The 18,633-nt window shown below is 54.8% G+C and carries 19 protein-coding genes; 8 read left to right on the forward strand and 11 right to left on the reverse strand.

What is annotated here, in order from left to right:
- Positions 1-36 precede the first annotated feature (36 nt).
- Positions 37-864 (reverse strand): nickel/cobalt efflux protein RcnA, encoded by an 828-nt coding sequence (locus C6A40_RS00670; RefSeq protein ID WP_045335403.1) that lies wholly within the window; start codon positions 862-864, stop codon positions 37-39.
- 132 nt (positions 865-996) lie between these two features.
- Between C6A40_RS00670 and C6A40_RS00675 the strand changes: the two genes are divergently transcribed.
- Positions 997-1,269 (forward strand): metal-sensing transcriptional repressor, encoded by a 273-nt coding sequence (locus C6A40_RS00675; RefSeq protein ID WP_114191218.1) that lies wholly within the window; start codon positions 997-999, stop codon positions 1,267-1,269.
- Here C6A40_RS00675 and C6A40_RS00680 read toward each other — a convergent pair.
- Positions 1,262-2,827, reverse strand: a complete 1,566-nt coding sequence (locus C6A40_RS00680; RefSeq protein ID WP_023326807.1) for an EAL domain-containing protein — start codon at positions 2,825-2,827, stop codon at positions 1,262-1,264. The two genes, C6A40_RS00675 and C6A40_RS00680, sit on opposite strands and share 8 nt — an antisense overlap.
- 219 nt (positions 2,828-3,046) lie before the next feature.
- On the opposite strand from C6A40_RS00680, the gene C6A40_RS00685 reads away from it, so the two are divergent.
- Together C6A40_RS00685 and ykgO are read left to right on the forward strand one after the other, a co-directional pair.
- On the forward strand, positions 3,047-3,307 hold the full coding sequence (locus C6A40_RS00685) for a type B 50S ribosomal protein L31 (protein ID WP_006176933.1): 261 nt from the start codon (positions 3,047-3,049) through the stop codon (positions 3,305-3,307).
- Between the two features lie 2 nt (positions 3,308-3,309).
- On the forward strand, positions 3,310-3,450 hold the full coding sequence (ykgO, locus tag C6A40_RS00690) for a type B 50S ribosomal protein L36 (protein ID WP_003859006.1): 141 nt from the start codon (positions 3,310-3,312) through the stop codon (positions 3,448-3,450).
- On the opposite strand, the gene C6A40_RS00695 is transcribed toward ykgO, so the two are convergent.
- Positions 3,447-4,157 carry a GNAT family N-acetyltransferase gene (locus C6A40_RS00695; protein WP_045335404.1) on the reverse strand — a complete coding sequence of 237 codons (711 nt, stop codon included), beginning with the start codon at positions 4,155-4,157 and terminating at the stop codon, positions 3,447-3,449. The two genes, ykgO and C6A40_RS00695, sit on opposite strands and share 4 nt — an antisense overlap.
- A 101-nt stretch (positions 4,158-4,258) precedes the next feature.
- Between C6A40_RS00695 and pdxR the strand changes: the two genes are divergently transcribed.
- Entirely contained in the window at positions 4,259-5,719 is a 1,461-nt protein-coding gene (gene pdxR, locus C6A40_RS00700) for a MocR-like pyridoxine biosynthesis transcription factor PdxR (RefSeq protein WP_045335405.1), read from the forward strand.
- Here the strand turns inward: pdxR and C6A40_RS00705 are convergent.
- The 6 genes from C6A40_RS00705 to acrA all read right to left on the reverse strand — a co-directional run bounded on the left by C6A40_RS00705 (position 5,691) and on the right by acrA (position 12,526).
- Positions 5,691-6,158: a YlaC family protein gene (locus tag C6A40_RS00705; protein ID WP_008499285.1), complete on the reverse strand. Its 468-nt coding sequence runs from the start codon at positions 6,156-6,158 to the stop codon at positions 5,691-5,693. The two genes, pdxR and C6A40_RS00705, sit on opposite strands and share 29 nt — an antisense overlap.
- A 117-nt stretch (positions 6,159-6,275) precedes the next feature.
- Entirely contained in the window at positions 6,276-6,827 is a 552-nt protein-coding gene (maa, locus tag C6A40_RS00710) for a maltose O-acetyltransferase (RefSeq protein ID WP_045335406.1), read from the reverse strand.
- 206 nt (positions 6,828-7,033) lie between these two features.
- Positions 7,034-7,252 (reverse strand): HHA domain-containing protein, encoded by a 219-nt coding sequence (locus C6A40_RS00715; protein ID WP_008499287.1) that lies wholly within the window; start codon positions 7,250-7,252, stop codon positions 7,034-7,036.
- Between the two features lie 27 nt (positions 7,253-7,279).
- The gene (tomB, locus tag C6A40_RS00720) at positions 7,280-7,654 is read right to left on the reverse strand and encodes an Hha toxicity modulator TomB (protein ID WP_008499288.1); all 375 of its coding nucleotides are present in this window, start codon (positions 7,652-7,654) and stop codon (positions 7,280-7,282) included.
- A gap of 509 nt (positions 7,655-8,163) precedes the next feature.
- The gene (acrB, locus tag C6A40_RS00725; RefSeq protein ID WP_008499289.1) at positions 8,164-11,310 is read right to left on the reverse strand and encodes a multidrug efflux RND transporter permease subunit AcrB; all 3,147 of its coding nucleotides are present in this window, start codon (positions 11,308-11,310) and stop codon (positions 8,164-8,166) included.
- A 22-nt stretch (positions 11,311-11,332) separates the two neighbouring features.
- Positions 11,333-12,526 carry a multidrug efflux RND transporter periplasmic adaptor subunit AcrA gene (gene acrA / locus C6A40_RS00730; RefSeq protein WP_021241633.1) on the reverse strand — a complete coding sequence of 398 codons (1,194 nt, stop codon included), beginning with the start codon at positions 12,524-12,526 and terminating at the stop codon, positions 11,333-11,335.
- A gap of 140 nt (positions 12,527-12,666) precedes the next feature.
- Here acrA and acrR point away from each other — a divergent pair, with 140 nt between their 5' ends.
- Together acrR and mscK are read left to right on the forward strand one after the other, a co-directional pair.
- Positions 12,667-13,320 carry a multidrug efflux transporter transcriptional repressor AcrR gene (gene acrR / locus C6A40_RS00735; protein WP_008499291.1) on the forward strand — a complete coding sequence of 218 codons (654 nt, stop codon included), beginning with the start codon at positions 12,667-12,669 and terminating at the stop codon, positions 13,318-13,320.
- 113 nt (positions 13,321-13,433) lie between these two features.
- Positions 13,434-16,781, forward strand: a complete 3,348-nt coding sequence (mscK, locus tag C6A40_RS00740) for a mechanosensitive channel MscK (RefSeq protein WP_023293140.1) — start codon at positions 13,434-13,436, stop codon at positions 16,779-16,781.
- 1 nt (position 16,782) lies between these two features.
- Here mscK and rsmS read toward each other — a convergent pair whose 3' ends face one another.
- A complete protein-coding gene (rsmS, locus tag C6A40_RS00745) occupies positions 16,783-16,959 on the reverse strand; it encodes a pleiotropic regulatory protein RsmS (protein WP_045335407.1) in 177 nt (58 codons plus the stop codon).
- A 14-nt stretch (positions 16,960-16,973) separates the two neighbouring features.
- Positions 16,974-17,501 (reverse strand): primosomal replication protein N'', encoded by a 528-nt coding sequence (priC, locus tag C6A40_RS00750; RefSeq protein ID WP_023293139.1) that lies wholly within the window; start codon positions 17,499-17,501, stop codon positions 16,974-16,976.
- Positions 17,502-17,551: 50 nt separating this feature from the next.
- Here priC and C6A40_RS00755 point away from each other — a divergent pair, with 50 nt between their 5' ends.
- Together C6A40_RS00755 and apt are read left to right on the forward strand one after the other, a co-directional pair.
- On the forward strand, positions 17,552-17,929 hold the full coding sequence (locus tag C6A40_RS00755) for a DUF454 family protein (protein ID WP_039023753.1): 378 nt from the start codon (positions 17,552-17,554) through the stop codon (positions 17,927-17,929).
- Positions 17,930-18,080: 151 nt separating this feature from the next.
- Positions 18,081-18,632 (forward strand): adenine phosphoribosyltransferase, encoded by a 552-nt coding sequence (gene apt, locus C6A40_RS00765; RefSeq protein WP_000127359.1) that lies wholly within the window; start codon positions 18,081-18,083, stop codon positions 18,630-18,632.
- Position 18,633 lies beyond the last annotated feature (1 nt).

Below are 18,633 nucleotides of genomic sequence, written 5' to 3' on the forward strand. Positions count from 1 at the left end.
ACCCTGGAGATGCGGCCACAGAGTGTGGCCGCAGGCTTACGCCAGAATGCCGCTCAGGCCATGCAGGCTCATATAAATCCCTACCACGGTAATCAGCGCAGCGGAGATCCAGGGTGCTTTACGGGAGAATTCGCTAAACCCGGGCCAGCGTTTGGTCGCGTGCTTGAGGCTCAAGGCGGCAATCGCGCCGGAAGCGACAAGCGTTAACGCCAGACCAATGCTAAAGCTGAACACCAGCGTCGCGCCGAGGGCGAAATGCTTCAGCTGCAGGCAGATCAGCAGAACGGTAATGGACGCCGGGCAGGGGATAAGCCCGCCGGTCAGGCCAAACATCACGATCTGTCCGGTGGTGACGTTTTGGCCACTGAAGCGCCGGTTAATATCCTGCGCGTGCGCGCGCTGGTGGGCGTCCTGCCACTCTTCTTCAACCAGCGGGTGTTCGTGGTGGTGATGTTCATGATGATGGTCATGGTCGTGGTCATGGTGGTGGTGATGATCATGGTCGTGATGATGATCGTGTGGCTGGCTCTCTTTCCAGGTTCGCCACGCCATCCACAGGGCGATCGCAACGATCAATACCCCTGAGATCAGCTGGAACCAGGGTTCAGACGTATGCGCATCCCAGCCCCGCCCAAACCATAAACCCGCTATGGCGATAATCCAGACTACTGCCGTATGCGAAAGCGTAGCGGCCAGGCCGAGCAGGACCGCCTGTTTCAGCGTGCCGCGGATAGCCACGATAAAGGCGGCCATCATGGTTTTTGAGTGACCCGGCTCCAGGCCATGTAGTGCACCGAGCAGGATAGCGCTGGGAACAAACAGCCAGGCATTACCCTGCTGCAGGAGTGAGGCGAAATCGTTCATTGAAATTTCCGGAGTGGAAGCGTGCGCAAATAGTACTCCCCCCCAGTAGCTTAATACTACCCCCCAGTAGAAAAATACTCAGGGGGAGTAGAGCGTGATATGCTCTAAAAGCCAAAACTGAAGGAGACAGAGATGTCACATACCGTTCGCGACAAGAAGATGTTACTGACTCGCCTGAAGAAAATTCAGGGGCAGAGCACCGCGCTCGAAAAAATGCTCAACAGCGAACACGAATGCGCCGAGGTGTTACAGCAGCTGGCGGCGATCCGTGGAGCGGTCAACGGCATGATGATGCAGGTGATTGAAGGGCACCTTACCAATCATGTGGTGAAAGAGCCCGAAGAGGCGCAGCGTGAAGCCGATCTTGGCGTGGTGCTGCAGGTGATGAAATCCTACCTTAAGTAGCGTGCGTGCCGAGGTTATTCTCTGCCCAAAGAATAAATTCCGTCTTTGGTAGCGCTTTGCTGTAGTACCAGCCCTGTCCGTACTGCACGCCATGCTGGTGCAGCCAGGCGAGCTGCCCGGCGGTCTCGACGCCTTCCGCCACCATCGCCAGCTTCAGCGACTTCGCCATTTCAATAATGTGCGGCGTCACGTTTTTATACTCCAGCGCATCCACGAACGATTTATCAATTTTTAGCGTGTCGACATCCAGATCCTGCAGATAGCTCAGGCTGGAATAGCCCGTACCAAAATCATCAATATAGACAGGGTGCCCCGAACGGCGGAATGCGGCGATAGCCGGCGCGCTGATTTTGGGATCGGCAAAGCCGCGCTCGGTAACCTCAAGGGCGATTTGGCCTGGGTGGACCTTCCATTTGTTCAGCAAGTGACTCAGCAGCGGCGGCAGCGTGCCGGAGGTCAAATCGGCGGGCGCGAGGTTGATGGAGATATGCTGATCGGGGTGAAGATGCAGCCAGCTGCCCATATCCTCGAACACCTTTTCGATAACGAGCTGCGTCAGCTGGGAGATAAGCCCGGTTTGTTCAGCAAGAGGGATAAAAATATCAGGCGAGAGGCTGCTTCCGTCCGGCTGCGGCCAGCGCGTCAGCGCCTCTGCGCCGACAATTTTTCCGCTACAGAGCGCCACGATGGGCTGATAGTGAACCACAAAATCGCGGCTGTTAATGGCGTCGAGCAGGCGGTTGCGCGGCGACTGGATGCGACGCAGTATCCGCAGGACAAAGAGCGCGGCAAGCAGGCTTATCAGGATGCCGAAGGGCAGCCACAAAAGCAGCTGCCGGTGCCAGGTTTCAGCCAGCGGTTTGAGCGTAGCCCATGCAACGACGGTAAACCCCAGTTCAGGGACGGGCTTCATAACGTACATTGAACCGTCGTACTGTATGCTGGTCATCTCCTGACCCATGATCATGTCACGGATATGCGGATCGAGCGTATTGCTGCTGGCAAAGATGCGGCGTGTGGTATTTCCTACCAGGGCAGCATCAATCGCTATCTCGCCGAAGGGGATCACATCCACAAGCGAGGCCGGATCGACCAGAACAAGATAGTGACCTTGCCCCAGTACGGCCATGTAGCGATGAAACCCCAGATCGTTTTGCGTGGTCAGCCATGCGCTGTAACCATCTTCGGTAACGCGCATCGGCGGGGGGAAAGGGGCGGCATGGCTGGTTTGTTCAAGAGAGGAGCAGAGTGGCCTGAGGTTGTCGATATAAATCACTTCCTGCACATATCGCCACGAGAAAGCGACCCGTCGCATCTCCCTTAACTGCAGGGGGCTGCACGGCACACCCTCAAAGGCCTGCAGATGATTGAGCGCTTCCTTCGCCTGATCCACGACCTTGTCGGTACGTATCAGCACGCGTGAGGCATAGTTATCCAGCGCATCGATAAATTTATCTTCCGCCTGACGATGAGCCAGCCAGATGCTCAGGCAAATGGGGACCAGCACGGAAAAGATAAGTATGCCAGTCACCAGACTGACCAGATGTCGGGTTTTCATGCTGTCGTTTCCTTCCTCGTATACCCGTTCCTGAGCACTGAGTTCCCTGCCTGAAGAGAAAGATTTTACCGCGAAATGATATAGTTATAGCACGTGGGTGGCGTGGTTTTCATTTTATCTCAGGTAAACCAGAAAATATCGTCAGAAGGAAGGGGTTGTTTTTTTAACCTGGCCTGGATATTATTTTGTTATGTTATAACAAAACACAAAGGATTTACGATGAAACCAAACATCCATCCAGCGTATCGCACCGTGGTATTCCACGACACCAGCGCGAACGAATACTTCAAAGTCGGCTCAACCATTAAGACCGACCGCGAAATTGAACTCGACGGTGAAACGTATCCGTACATCACCATCGAGGTTTCTTCAAAATCGCACCCGTTTTATACCGGTAAGCAGAAAACGTTCTCCACGGACGGCAGCGCAGCGCGCTTCCGCAAGCGTTTTGGCGGTTTTCTCAATGCGAAGCGGGGCTAACCATGCAGGTACTTAACTCATTGCGCAGTGCAAAACAGCGTCACCCGGATTGCCAGATAGTCAAACGCAAGGGACGCCTGTACGTGATTTGCAAATCCAATCCGCGCTTTAAGGCGGTGCAGGGCCGTAAAAAAAGACGCTAAACGCGCGTTTCTCGCCAGCTTTCCAGGGATCTTTTCTGTTTGCCATCGGCAGTAAAATTGTCGGTGGCAAGCCAGCTTTCAAAGGCATTTGCCAGCGTCGGCCACTCTTTGTCGAGAATCGAAAACCAGTCGGTATCCCGGTTATGACCTTTTATGACCAGCGCCTGACGAAAACGCCCCTCAAACTGAAAACCCAGACGCAGTGCCGCTTTGCGGGAAGGCTCGTTCAAACTATTGCACTTCCACTCATAACGCCGGTAGCCCAGGGTATCGAACACATATCGCATCAGCAGATATTGCGCCTCTGTTGACATGGGCGTGCGGCTTAAAAGAGGCGAGAAGTGAACGTGCCCCACCTCCACGACCCCGTTTTTAGGATCGATCCGCATCAGGGACAGCGTTCCAACGGGGGACTGAGTCCGGTTATCCATCACGGTAAAGTGGATGGTATCGGATAACTCACTTACGCTCGCCACCCATTCGGCAAACTCCTCTGCGGTGGCATCGGGTTCACGCAGTAGCCACGTCCAGCTGCGGGTATCTTCGGCCAGGGAATACGCAGAGAACAGCGCGTTGGCATGCTCCACGCGCAGCGGTTCAAGCCGACAATAGCGTCCCTGAAGCACGACCCGGGACGGGTGCTGACGAGGCTGCCAGTCGCTAAGCGCTTCGCCTACGGGCTGTCCGAACTGATTGAATGTCTTCATCTTAATTTCCGTGACGTTGAAAAGAGTTCCAGACTAGTGAATTGCTGGTTCCTTAAAAAGAACCACTGCGCTATGTTTTGATGGTGCCACGAGGAGGCGAGATGAATATACCGGGTGATGAATTTTATACCTTGCTCAATGCTGCCCTGCAAAAACGTGGGGAAGAGACGCGCCAGCGCGCGCTTTATCTTGCGTTACGGGAGGCCATACTGTGCGGAAGGCTACTGTCCGGCAGCCAGCTTCCCGGTTCGCGAACGCTGGCTCAGCAGCTCTCCCTTTCCCGCAATACCGTCAATGCGGCGCTGGACCAGCTCACGCTGGAAGGGTATTTGCAGCGTAACCGCCAGGGAACGCGGGTGGCACAGCTCGCTCACCGCTCTGTCGCCCGGACATTGCCGGACCCTGCTATCAGGCTCGCCCGGCGGGTCGGCCTGCTGCCAGCGCCCGTGCCCCGGGACACGCCGGTGCTGGCGTTTACCCCGGGAACCCCGGCTATCAACTATTTTCCGCTACCGCTGTGGCGGCGATTGTACGATCGCGTGATGCGCGAGGAGGGAAGTGCCCTGCTAGGGTATGGCGACCCGGCCGGTGAACCGTCGCTGCGGGCAGCGATTGCCCGACACCTCGCCCTGTCCCGCGGTATCGACTGCGATGCCGGCCAGATAGTGATAACGGAAGGGGCGCTTGAGGGGGTTAATCTGTGCACCATGCTGTTGAGTGAGCCTGGCGATGTCGCGTGGGTGGAAAACCCCGGCTATAGCGGGGCAAAGAGCGCGTTTGTTAAAACAGGCCTGACCATGACGGGAATCCCTGTTGATGACGAGGGAATGTGCTGGGAAGGACGGGATGCGCCTGCTCCCTCGCTGATTTTTACCTCACCTTCGCACCAGTTCCCCTACGGAAGCGTGCTCAGTGCCCGGCGACGTCTGGCGCTGCTGGAACTGGCCCGGCAGCAGAACGCGTGGATCATTGAAGACGATTACGACAGCGAATTCCGTTATGCCGGTGAGCCTGTGCCCGCGATGCTGGGGATGGTCAACAACGCGCCCGTGGTTTATCTGGGAACGTTCAGTAAAACGCTGTTTCCGTCGCTCAGAATGGGCTTCATGGTCTTGCCGCCAGCGCTGGCGAAAGCGGCTCGCCCGGCCATCGGCTCGCTGTTGCGGGGCGGGCATCGTGCCGAACAGCGTACGCTGGCGCTGTTCATTGAAGAAGGCCACTATGCCCGTCATCTTGCCGCCATGCGTCGGCTCTATCGTAAGCGATACCGCCAGCTGCGGGAGGTGCTGGGGGCAGAGCTTCACACGCCGCACCGTATACTGGCCGGTGAAGGCGGGATGCATCTGACGCTGGCGATAGACGATATTGACGACCAGACGCTGGTGGCGCAGGCGAGGGCGTTTCAGCTGGCACCCGCTGCACTGAGCGGGTATTACCTGGAGGCGAAGCAGGGGCAAACCGGTCTGGTTTTAGGTTACGGCAACACCTCTGCTTCGCAGTTTTCGCCGGGGATCCGGCGTCTGCAGGCGTTAATTACGCAGCAGCAGGGCGCGAAAGGGTAAAGACATCATAGAAAGAGAGCTGGCCTTTGGTGGAGACCATTTTTTGCAGCTTCTCTTTTTGCGCTGTTTCAACGGCCGGAGAGTGCATGATGCTGTCGATCAGCTCCGTGGGCACGAAACGTGTGTTATACCATTCACCGTTGTAGCAGACCCGGAAATCGAGAACGTCGATATCTTCGTAACGGTAGCGCGGATTCACGTCGAAAAAGAAAAAGGCGTTAAAGACCACAAACAGCACAACCAGCAGCCAGACGGAGTCCACCAGCGTTTCGGACTTCAGCATCACAATCAGCGTCGCCAGCCAGGCGGCATACATGGCGACAAACAGTCCAGGATGTTTGCGAATAAAGCTAATGCTAAAGCGCGGGCGATTGTCGCGCTTTTCGCGGAGGTTAAGATCGTCGATGGTGGCGGTAAGCAGGCGCTGTATCTCGGTCATTTTTTGCCTTCATAAGAGTTGACAATACAGGGTGTCTGCCAATTTTAGGGGAGCCATCGGGCTGAAAAAAGTAACAGTCAGGCGCTAAAAGACCATAACAGTTGGCTCCCCGCGCCCTTATAAAGTTTTGATGATTTTTGCCGGATTGCCGCCCACGACGACGTTAGCCGGGACGTCTTTTGTCACCACGGCGCCGGAGGCCACCACCACATTATCACCGATCGTGACGCCAGGGTTAATGACCGCCCGGCCACCAATCCAGACATTATTCCCAATGTTGACCGGTTTCCCAAACTCCACGCCGCTGTTCCGTTCCTCTGCATCCAGCGGGTGGGTGGCCGTATAAATGTGCACACCCGGCGCGAGCATACAGTTATCGCCGATGCGAACAGGGCAGACATCCAGCATCACGCAGTCGAAGTTCGCGTAAACGTTTTTGCCCAGATAAATATTGTATCCGTAGTCGCAGCGGAAGCTTGGTTCTATATAAGCGCCTTCGCTTTGCCCCAGAAGTTCCGCCAGGATATTCTGGCGTTCTGTTTTTTCATCGGGCGCGGTGTGGTTATAGCGGTAAACCAGATGGCGGGCCCGCAGTCGGTCGGCCCGTAACGTCTCATCGCCGGGGCGATAATGTTCACCGGCAATCATCTTCTGTTTTTCTACGCTCATAGGAAACCTCTCTGGAAATGATTACCGCAGGGTAATCGGAACAGGTCGAGAGGGGAACGTTCCCGAAAAGCCGATGTGACTGTCGTCACAACATTGTTGCTGATGAACACGTTTTACACGGAGACCTGGCCTGGGCACAGGGAACATAACGGGATAGGTAAAAAACTCAGAACGTGGCGTAGAACTCTACAGACACCCTTCAAAGATTAACGGACAAATTTCCATACAGAAGTAGGGATTTTGTCATACAACTTATTCATGGTCAGCTCAGCAAGACGATGGTCAGCGGCTGAATAAAATACGGCCAGTTCATTATCAGAAAGCTCGTATTTATTCTTTTCAATCACGCGTTCGAGGGTGTCAATTGACTGACAACGTCGTAAGCGCATCAAATAATCGATTTTAGTGAGTGGTTTATCAGACATAAATTCACCTTAGTAATTGTAATAATTTTAACAGGAAAGGCTAACCGGGTTAGCTCTGCTCACGTTGACGAAACAGCGGAATAGCCGGTTTCCCGATTTACGCCATTTTTGCAAATCCTGGGCGTTAATGCCGTAACTACTGAACAACATAAAGGTGTCGTCCAGGTATTCATCAATTTGCTCAATGAGCTTATTATCTTCATTGTACTTAATTTTATAATTAAGTGCGAAGGTTGCGATATGCTCTATCAGCTCATTCAACTGTAAATTGATGGCAGACGTTGGGTCGTTTACCCAGCCATGGTTGCTTTCATCAAGGTTGGCAAGGCAGTCATGGTACAAGGATTCGCAGAGAAATTTCAACTGCGCGATATCATGCCTTTTTGGCGAGTACTCGTCCATAGCGCATCCCCTTCTGAGTGATTTCTTACTCACCGAACATCATTGTCGGGATGGATACAACTGACTTAGCTACATGAGTGCTGTGTTCCTGATAACCTAACTATAAGCCACTCCTTCCTGGATTTCATCGCGCTATTACGAAAAATTACAAATAAAACCGTAGACTGCGAGCAGGTACGCAATGTTCCACCCTGGACACCCCTTTTTTATCCAAATTAACGCGCTGTTTTATCGCTTCCTTACGTTTCATTGGCTTAGCAAAAATGGCGAGAAAAGTTCAGATTCGAACTTCACGTTGTCAGAACTTCTTATTAGGAATATTCCTAATAGCTTAAGCGGGGAAATGAAATTAAAAAAATCCTGAATTCACCGATTAAGTTATCAGTTAATTATGATATGTCTAATTAAGATGGCAGAAAATAAATTGAATCACAATAAGCGTAATTTATGATTTTTTCTGAAAATGAAAAAGGCCGCTAATGCGGCCTTTTTATCATGTGAAACCGGTATCAGTGAGGTTCTACCGAATGCGCGTGTTCAACATCTTCATTCTTACGGCTGAAGCGGCGGCGAACCACCACGAAGAACACCGGTACGAAGAAGATAGCGAGTACGGTTGCGGTGATCATACCCCCCATAACGCCCGTACCGACCGCGTTCTGCGCACCGGAGCCCGCACCGGAGCTGATAACCAGCGGCAGTACGCCGAGGATAAACGCCAGTGACGTCATCAGGATTGGGCGCAGACGCATACGAACAGCCTCAAGCGTCGCCTCAATCAGACCTTTACCTTCTTTCTCCATCAGATCTTTGGCGAATTCAACGATAAGTATCGCGTTCTTCGCCGACAAGCCAATGGTTGTCAGCAGGCCTACCTGGAAGTACACGTCGTTGGTCAGTCCGCGGAACGTTGCCGCAAGCAGCGCACCGATAACCCCGAGCGGTACCACCAGCATAACGGAGAACGGAATTGACCAGCTCTCATACAGCGCTGCCAGACACAGGAAGACGACGATCAGTGAAATCGCGTACAGGGCAGGGGCCTGGTTACCGGACAGACGTTCCTGATAGGACATCCCGGTCCAGTCGTAGCCAACACCCGAAGGCAGTTTGCTCGCCAGCTCTTCCATCAGGTTCATGGCTTCACCGGTGCTTCGGCCCGGCGCAGCCTGACCCAGGATCTCCATTGATGGCAGACCGTTATAGCGTTCCAGACGCGGCGAACCGTATTCCCAGCGTGACGTTGAGAATGCCGAGAACGGTACCATCTGACCATTGCTGCCGCGCACGAACCAGCTGTTGATATCGTTTGGCAACATACGGTACTGCGCCTCGGACATCACGTACACTTTCTTCACGCGACCGCGGTCGATGAAGTCGTTAACGTAGCTACCGCCCCAGGCGGCGCCCAGCGTGGTATTGATGTCACTGATGGACACGCCCAGCGCCTGAGCTTTCTCCTGGTCGATGTCGATTTTGTACTGCGGCGTATCTTCCAGGCCATTTGGACGCACGCCGACCAGCAGGTCAGGGTGCTTAGCCACTTCGCCAAACAGCTGGTTACGCGCCTGCGTCAGTTTTTCGTGACCCAGACCGCCCTGGTCAATCAGCTGGAAGTCGAAGCCGGTCGCGGTACCCAGTTCAACAATCGCCGGCAGGTTGAAGGCGAACACCATCGCATCTTTAATCTGCGAGAAGGTGCCCATCGCACGGCCGGTAATGGCTTCAACCTTGTTCTCTTTGCCCGGACGTTCAGACCAGTCTTTCAGAGAAACGAAGGCGATACCGGTGTTCTGACCACGACCCGCAAAGCCAAAGCCGTTAACCGCAAACACGGATTCAACGTTGTCTTTCTCTTTGGTGAGGTAGTAGTCCGTCACTTCGTCCAGCACTTTCTGGGTACGCTCTTGCGACGCACCCGCAGGAAGCTGTGCCATCGTCAGGAACACGCCCTGGTCTTCATCCGGCAGGAACGAGCTTGGCAGACGAACGAACAGGATCGCCATCCCCGCCACGATGATGATATAGAGCAGCAGGTAACGACCGGTGCTGCGCAGGATGTTGCCCACGCTGTCGGTGTAGTGGTGCGTGCTCTTATCAAACATGCGGTTAAACCAGCCGAAGAACCCTTTATGCTCGCCATGACCGCCTTTCTGAATCGGCTTCAGCATGGTGGCACACAGCGCAGGCGTCAGGATCAATGCGACCAGTACCGACAGCGCCATCGCGGAAACGATGGTGATCGAGAACTGACGGTAAATCGCACCGGTAGAGCCGCCGAAGAAGGCCATCGGGATAAATACCGCAGACAGTACCATCGCGATACCAACCAGCGCGCCCTGGATCTGACCCATTGATTTACGGGTCGCTTCCTTCGGCGGCAGACCTTCTTCCGCCATCACGCGCTCGACGTTCTCTACCACGACGATGGCGTCATCCACCAGCAGGCCGATGGCAAGCACCATCCCGAACATCGTCAGGGTGTTTATCGAGAAGCCAAAGGCCGCGAGGATGGCAAAGGTCCCCAGCAGAACGACCGGAACGGCGATGGTTGGGATCAGCGTCGCGCGGAAGTTTTGCAGGAACAGATACATGACCAGGAACACCAGGATGATCGCTTCTGCCAGCGTTTTAACCACTTCGTGAATCGAAATTTTAACGAATGGCGTGGTGTCGTACGGATAAACGATCTTCAGGCCTGACGGGAAGTACGGTTCCATTTTCTTCAGTTCTGCACGGATCGCCGTGGCGGTATCCAGGGCGTTCGCGCCTGTTGCCAGTTTGATACCCAGACCGGAAGCCGGTTTACCGTTGAACTTCGCGATGATGTCGTAGTTCTCACCGCCCAGCTCGACTTTCGCCACGTCGCGCAGGCGAACCTGCGATCCGTCCTGATTCACTTTCAGCAGAATTTTGCTGAACTCATCCGCGGAGGTCAGACGGGTTTGCGCGATGATCGAGGCGTTAAGCTGCTGGCCCTTCACCGGCGGCGTACCGCCTAACTGACCGGCTGCCACCTGGGCGTTCTGCGCTTTAATCGCGTTAATCACGTCAACCGGCGTCAGCTGGAAGTTGTTCAGCTTGTTCGGATCCATCCAGATACGCATTGCGTACTGAGAACCGAACAGCTGCACGTCACCCACACCGGACGTACGGCTGATGGCGTCCTTCATGTTGGCGCCTACGTAGTCGGAAATATCCTCCTGCGTCATGGTGCCGTTGGTGTTGATAACGCCGACAACCATCAGGAAGCTACTGGACGATTTCTCGACGCTCACGCCCTGCTGTTGTACTTCCTGCGGCAGCAGCGGCATCGCCAGCTGCAGTTTGTTCTGCACCTGAACCTGCGCAATGTCAGCATCCGTACCTGACTCGAAGGTCAGGGTGATCTGAACTGTACCGGTAGAGTCACTGTTTGAGGACATGTACATCAGGTTATCGATACCGTTCATGTTCTGTTCGATAACCTGAGTGACGGTGTCCTGCACCGTTTTTGCATCAGCCCCTGGGTAGGTTGCGGAAATCGTCACCGCCGGTGGCGCAATCGTTGGATATTGCGCGACAGGCAGCTTCAGGATCGCAAGTCCCCCGGCCAGCATGATGATAATGGCGATCACCCACGCAAATATGGGGCGATCGATAAAGAAATTAGGCATGTCTTAACGGCTCCTGTTTAAGTTAAGACTTGGTTTGTTCTGACTGGCCAGCGGCCGAAGCTTGTTGTTTATCGTCAGATTTCACTTCCTGTGCTTTAACCTGCGCGCCAGGACGAACTTTTTGCAAACCAGTAACAATCACGCGATCGCCATCTTTCAGACCTTCCGTCACCAGCCATTTATCCCCAATCGCCTGGGTGGCGGTGATATTGCGCATTTCGACTTTGTTATCAGCCCCAACAACCAGTGCGCTCGCATCGCCGCGTGGCGTACGGGTCACACCCTGCTGTGGAACCAGAAGGGCGGTTGGATTCGTTCCTTCTTCCAGACGTGCGCGAACGAACATACCTGGCAGCAGATTTTTGTCAGGGTTCGGGAAAATCGCACGTAAGGTGATGGAACCGGTGGTCTGGTCGACCGTCACGTCAGAGAATTCCAGCGTCCCTTCCTGCGGGAACTTGATACCGTCGTTGGTAATCAGCTCCACTTTGGCTTTGCCGTTTTCCTGTTTCAGGGTGCCGTTAGCCAGCTCCTGTTTCAGGCGCAGGAAATCATTGCTGGACTGCGTGACGTCAACATAGATCGGATCGAGCTGCTGCACGGTCGCCAGCGCAGTGGTCTGACCGTTCTGCACCAGAGCCCCTTCCGTGACGGAAGATTTACCAATACGACCGCTGATAGGGGAGGTCACTTTGGTATAGGCCAGGTTAATGCGCGCGGTTTCGACGGCCGCTTTGGCTGCCACCACGGCGGCGTTAGCCTGCTGGGCATCCGCCAGGGCGGTATCGTAATCCTGCTGACTGATGTACTTGGTACCGAGCAGTTTTTGATAGCGGTTCAGCGTCAGCTGGGCAATTTTAGCCGCGGCCTGTGCTTTAGCCAGATCGCCTTTCGCGCTTTCATAAGACGCCTGATAGGTTGCGGGATCAATCTGATACAGAGACTCACCGGCCTGCACATCACCGCCTTCGGTGAAGTTGCGTTTCAGGATAATGCCGCTAACCTGAGGACGCACTTCCGCAATGCGGTAAGCATTTGTACGGCCGGGTAATTCGGTGGTGATTTGTAGAGGTTCAGATTTGAGCGTCACAACGCCTACTTCTGGCGCCTGCTGAGCTCCTTGTTGAGCCGGTTTGTCGTCACATCCTGTTAGCGCTAAGCTGCCTGAAAGCATCAGAACGACCGCCAGAGGCGTTAACCCTCTGTTTTTGTTCATATGTAAACCTCGAGTGTCCGATTTCAAATTGATCAAGGGTCCTGAGTCTAAAACCCATTGCTGCGTTTATATTATCGTCATGCTATGGTACATACATTCACAAATGTATGTAAATCTGACTCCTGTAAATTCACTCACCTATGGCACGAAAAACTAAACAACAAGCGCTGGAAACCCGACAACATATTCTGGATGTGGCGATACGTTTGTTCTCGCAGCAAGGTGTTTCAGCAACCTCGCTGGCGCAAATTGCTCAGGCCGCCGGTGTGACGCGAGGAGCGATTTACTGGCATTTTAAAAACAAGTCAGATCTGTTCAGTGAAATCTGGGAGCTTTCAGAGTCCAGCATTAGCGATCTCGAGAGTGAGTATCGGGCAAAATTCCCAGACGATCCACTCTCAGTATTGAGAGAAATATTAGTATATATCCTTGAAGCAACGGTAGTTGAAGAACGTCGCAGATTAATGATGGAGATTATTTTTCATAAATGCGAGTTCGTGGGCGAGATGGCGGTCGTGCAGCAGGCGCAACGAAGCCTCAGTCTGGAAAGCTATGACCGTATTGAGCACAACCTGAACCTCTGTATGGAGGCAAAACTGCTACCGGCCAATCTGTTGACCCGTCGGGCGGCGATTCTGATGCGCAGCTACATTTCTGGTCTGATGGAAAACTGGCTTTTTGCACCGCAATCGTTTGATCTTAAAGCGGAAGCTCGCAGCTACGTGGCGATTTTACTGGAAATGCTACAGCTTAGCCCGACGCTGCGCAGCGACGCGCCTTCGCTAACGGCCTGACCCCTTTCCAGGATTTATCTCAGAGGCTTACGTTCGCGCTATTCTGCATCTGACGAGCGTGATATTCTTCACGCCGGACTATTTTCGGTCATCTTCTGACATCATTCACAACTATGCTGCCCATCAATCGCTCGCAACATCCTGTTTTTGCATTGCTCTTTGCGATGCTGTTTTTCTTCGCCACGGCGCCGCTGACCTGGGCCCGCGCCGATAACAGCAACGATATTCCCACGCGTGCTGACGTTCAGTCGCAGCTCGACACGCTGAACAAACAAAAAGAACTCTCTCCTCAGGAAAAACTGACGCAGCAGGATCTGACGGAAACGCTGGAGACGCTGGATAAAATTGAACGCGTTAAGGCTGAAACCGCACAGCTTCGTCAGAAGGTGGCGCAGGCCCCTGAAAACATGCGCAAAGCGACGGAGTCGCTGAATGCCCTGAGTGACGTTGATAACGACAACGAAACGCGCAAAACGCTCGCCACGCTCTCCTTACGCCAGCTGGAATCGCGCGTCGCCCAGTTGCTCGACGATCTGCAAACCGCGCAGTCCGATCTCGCGACCTACAACAGCCAGCTTGTCTCCCTGCAAACCCAGCCCGAGCGCGTGCAAAATGCGATGTATACCGCGTCTCAGCAGCTGCAGCAGATCCGCAACCGCCTGAACGGCACGACGGTGGGCGAAGGCACGCTGCGCCCGACGCAGCAAACCCTGCTGCTGGTTCAGCAGTCGTTGCTCAATGCGCAGATCGAACAGCAGCGTAAAAGCCTGGAAGGGAATACGGTGCTGCAGGACACTCTGCAGAAACAGCGTGATTACGTCACCGCGAACATTAATCGTCTGGAGCATCAGCTTCAGCTTTTGCAGGAGGCGGTTAACAGCAAACGCCTGACCCTGACGGAAAAAACCGCCCAGGAGGCCGTATCCCCTGACGAAACCGCCCGTATTCAGGCCAACCCGCTGGTAAAACAGGAGCTTGAGGCTAACCATCAGCTCAGTCAGCGCCTGATACTGGCGACGGAAAACGGCAACTCGCTGGTTCAGCAAAATATCAAGGTGAAGAACTGGCTGGATCGCGCCCTGCAGGCGGAACGCAACATCAAAGAGCAGATCGCGGTCCTGAAGGGCAGCCTCCTGCTGTCGCGTATTCTCTACCAGCAGCAGCAGACGCTTCCGTCCGCCGACGAGCTGGAGGACATGACCAACCGCATTGCGGATTTACGTCTGGAGCAGTTTGACGTCAACCAGCAGCGCGATGCCCTTTTCCAGAGCGATACCTTTGTCGCCAAAATTGAAGAGGGGCATTCCAGCGACGTGAACCCGGAAGTGCACGACGCGCTGCTCCAGGTCGTGGATATGCGTCGCGAGCTGCTGGACCAGCTCAATAAACAGCTGGGTAACCAGCTGATGATGGCCATTAACCTGCAAATCAACCAGCAGCAGCTGGTGAGCGTCTCGAAAAGTCTGCAGGAGATCCTGACCCAGCAGATTTTCTGGGTAAACAGCAACAAGCCGATGGACTGGGACTGGGTTAAATCCTTCCCTGAGACGCTGAAAACGCAGATTAAGAGCATGAAGATCACCGTAAACTGGGAGAAAGCCTGGCCTGCGGTAATGATTGCTTTTCTGGCCGGTTTGCCGCTGTTGCTGATTGCCGGTCTCATCCGCTGGCGTCTGGGCTGGCTGAAAAAATACCAGGCGAAGCTGGCCTCCGAAGTAGGGCAGCTGCGCAACGATAGCCAGCTCCATACGCCAAAAGCGATTCTGATTGACCTTATTCGCGCCCTGCCGGTGTGCCTGATTATTCTGGCCGTGGGTCTGATTCTGCTCACTATGCAGCTCAACGTCAGCGATCTGCTGTGGGCGTTCAGTAAAAAACTGGCGCTGTTCTGGCTGGTGTTTGGCCTGTGCTGGAAGGTACTGGAAAAAGACGGCGTGGCGGTGCGTCATTTCAACATGCCAGCGCAGCTGACCAGCCACTGGCGTCGTCAGATCGTGCGCATCAGCCTGGCGCTGCTGCCGCTGCACTTCTGGTCGGTTGTCTCTGAGCTTTCCCCGCTGCATCTGATGGATGACGTGCTGGGCCAGCTGGTCATCCTGCTGAACCTGCTGCTGATTGCGATCCTGATGTGGCCGATGTGTCGCGACAGCTGGCGTGATAAAGAGTCCCACAATATTCGTCTGGCCACCGTGACGGTGCTGGCGATCATTCCGCTGGCGCTGATGGTGCTAACGGCGACGGGCTACTTCTATACCACGCTGCGCCTGTCCGGGCGCTGGATTGAAACGGTCTATCTGGTGATCGTCTGGAACCTGCTCTATCAGACCGTACTGCGTGGCCTGAGCGTGGCGGCGCGCCGCATTGCCTATCGCCGCGCCATCGCGCGTCGTCAGCATCAGGTGAAAGAGGGGGCCGAAGGCGCTGAGCCGCAGGAAGAGCCGACCATCGCGCTGGAGCAGGTTAACCAGCAGACGCTGCGTATCACCATGCTGGTGATGATCGCCCTGTTTGCGGTGATGTTCTGGGCGATCTGGTCCGATCTTATTACCGTTTTCGCCTATCTCGACAGTATTACCCTCTGGCAATACAACGGAACCGAAGCCGGCGCGGCGGTCATGAAAAGCGTGACCATGGGCAGCCTGCTGTTTGCGCTGGTGTCGTCGGTGGTGGCCTGGGCGCTGATCCGCAACCTGCCAGGCCTGCTCGAAGTGCTGCTCCTGTCACGTTTGAATCTTCGCCAGGGGGCGTCCTACGCCATTACCACGATCCTCAACTACGTCATCATTATTGTTGGAGCGATGACGGTCTTTGGTTCGCTTGGCGTCTCGTGGGATAAACTGCAGTGGCTGGCGGCCGCCCTCTCGGTCGGTCTTGGTTTTGGCCTGCAGGAGATCTTCGGTAACTTTGTCTCCGGCCTGATCATCCTGTTCGAACGTCCGGTACGTATCGGCGATACCGTCACCATCGGCACGTTCTCGGGAACGGTCAGCAAGATCCGCATTCGTGCCACCACCATCACCGACTTCGATCGCAAAGAGGTGATCATCCCAAACAAAGCGTTCGTGACCGAGCGTCTGATCAACTGGTCGCTTTCCGATACGGTGACGCGCGTGGTGATCCGCCTGGGCGTGGCCTATGGATCGGATCTGGATAAGGTGAAAGAGGTGTTGCTGAAGGCGGCGTCTGAGCATCCGAAAGTGATGCACGATCCGGCTCCGGCGGTGTTCTTTACCACCTTTGGGCCGAGTACGCTTGATCACGAGCTGCGTTTATACGTGCGTGAACTGCGTGACCGCAGCTACACGGTGGATGAGCTTAACCGCTCTATCGATCGTCTGTGCCGTGAAAACGATATTAATATCGCCTTCAACCAGCTTGAGGTTCACCTGCGTAACGAGAAAGGTGATGAGCATACGGAAGTGAAGCGCGACATTAAGGGCGACGACCCGACTCCGGCTTAATCTATTTTCCCTCTCCCCGTGGGAGAGGGTTAGGGTGAGGGGGAAGTTTCCCCTCAAAATCCCGCCGCACAATCTCCAGCGCCTTAAGCACCGTCTCGGCGGGGATCTCATGATTCTCCAGCAGCATAATCAAATCGACGGCCAGCTTGACCTCATCGGGTGCATTTTCCAGTGACATGGGTGTGGCTCCTGTTAACGGGTCAAACGTTCTATGACGCGTTCAATGTCATCCAGCGCCTGACGGCAGCGGACGATGCGTCCTTCCAGCGCGCTAATCTCGCGCATCAATAGCTGCTGCTCTTCCAGCGTTTCGCTGTTGTTCAGACGCACCTCGCGTTCACGCTTCATCTCAAACAGCCGGCGCTCAAACTCCTGGTTCTCGAGCCGCTTGCGCTGCCATTTGCCGAGCCCCGGCGAGGCGCTGTCCCAGGCGCGCAGCGGCCAGGCGGCGATTTCGCGATGCAGTGCGGTGATCTGCTCGGTGAGATGCTCTGCAAGCCACGCCACCTGTTCCTGTTGTTCATTCTCAACCGCATGGCGAAGCTCGTCGAGGTTCGTCTGCGCTTCAGCCAGGTAATCCTGAATGACGGTGCTGCGGGTACGAAAAAGCTGCCGGTCAAAGCGCGGCTTCAGCGTGGCGTGCCCCATCAGCGGCGTGGCCTGCGCCCGCAGAGCGATCAGCTGATTTTGCAGCCTCTCAAGAAGCAGTGCTGTTTTCAAGGCGCTCTCCAGTGGTAAAGTAGCCGTTCAGTTTGATAACGATTCGCATTATGCAGCGTACTATTTTAATCATCATTGGCTGGCTTGCGGTAGTGCTGGGCACGCTGGGTGTAGTATTACCCCTGCTGCCGACCACGCCGTTTATCCTGCTGGCGGCCTGGTGCTTCGCCCGCTCGTCGCCGCGTTTTCACCACTGGCTGCTCTACCGCTCATGGTTCGGCGGCTACCTGCGGTACTGGCAAAAACACCGTGCCATGCCGCCTGGTGCGAAGCCGCGCGCGATCGCGGTGATCCTCACCACCTTCGCCATTTCATTATGGCTGGTGAAAATGATGTGGGTGCGGATCCTGCTGCTGATCATTCTCTCCTGCCTGCTTATCTTTATGTGGCGGATCCCCGTGGTTGATGAAAAGCAACAAAAGCACTGAAGCCTCATCATGGCTGTTGCAATTATCACGCGCAGCCAGTAAATTCGACCGTTTTCGAGCACAGGTGCGCCTGGTCAAAGGTTAAACAATTGTTGCCTTGGCCGACTCGTTGCGCGCTGTGAGTAACACTGTTTCATTTAGGCACAAACCGATGACCGCAACTGCACAGCAGCTTGAATATCTGAAAAACAGCATCAAAAGCATCCAGGACTACCCAAAGCCTGGCATTCTTTTCCGTGATGTCACCAGCTTGCTGGAAGACCCGAAAGCGTACGCACTCAGCATTGAACTGCTGGTCGAGCGTTACAAAAACGCCGGGATCACCAAAGTAGTAGGTACCGAAGCCCGTGGCTTCCTGTTTGGCGCACCGGTTGCGCTGGCAATGGGCGTGGGTTTTGTGCCGGTGCGTAAGCCGCGCAAACTGCCGCGTGAAACCATCGCAGAAAGCTACGAGCTGGAGTACGGCACCGATCAGCTGGAGATCCACGTTGACGCGATCAAGCCTGGCGACAAAGTGCTGGTGGTCGACGATCTGCTGGCAACCGGCGGCACCATTGAAGCGACCGTGAAGCTGATCCGCCGTCTGGGTGGGGAAGTGACCGACGCGGCCTTCATCATCAACCTGTTCGATCTCGGCGGTGAACAGCGCCTGGAAAAACAGGGTATTACCAGCTACAGCCTGGTACCTTTCCCGGGTCACTAAT

The sequence above is a fragment of the Enterobacter sp. GER_MD16_1505_Eko_090 genome, from assembly GCF_003331015.1.
Classification (GTDB): Bacteria; Pseudomonadota; Gammaproteobacteria; order Enterobacterales; family Enterobacteriaceae; genus Enterobacter; species Enterobacter roggenkampii.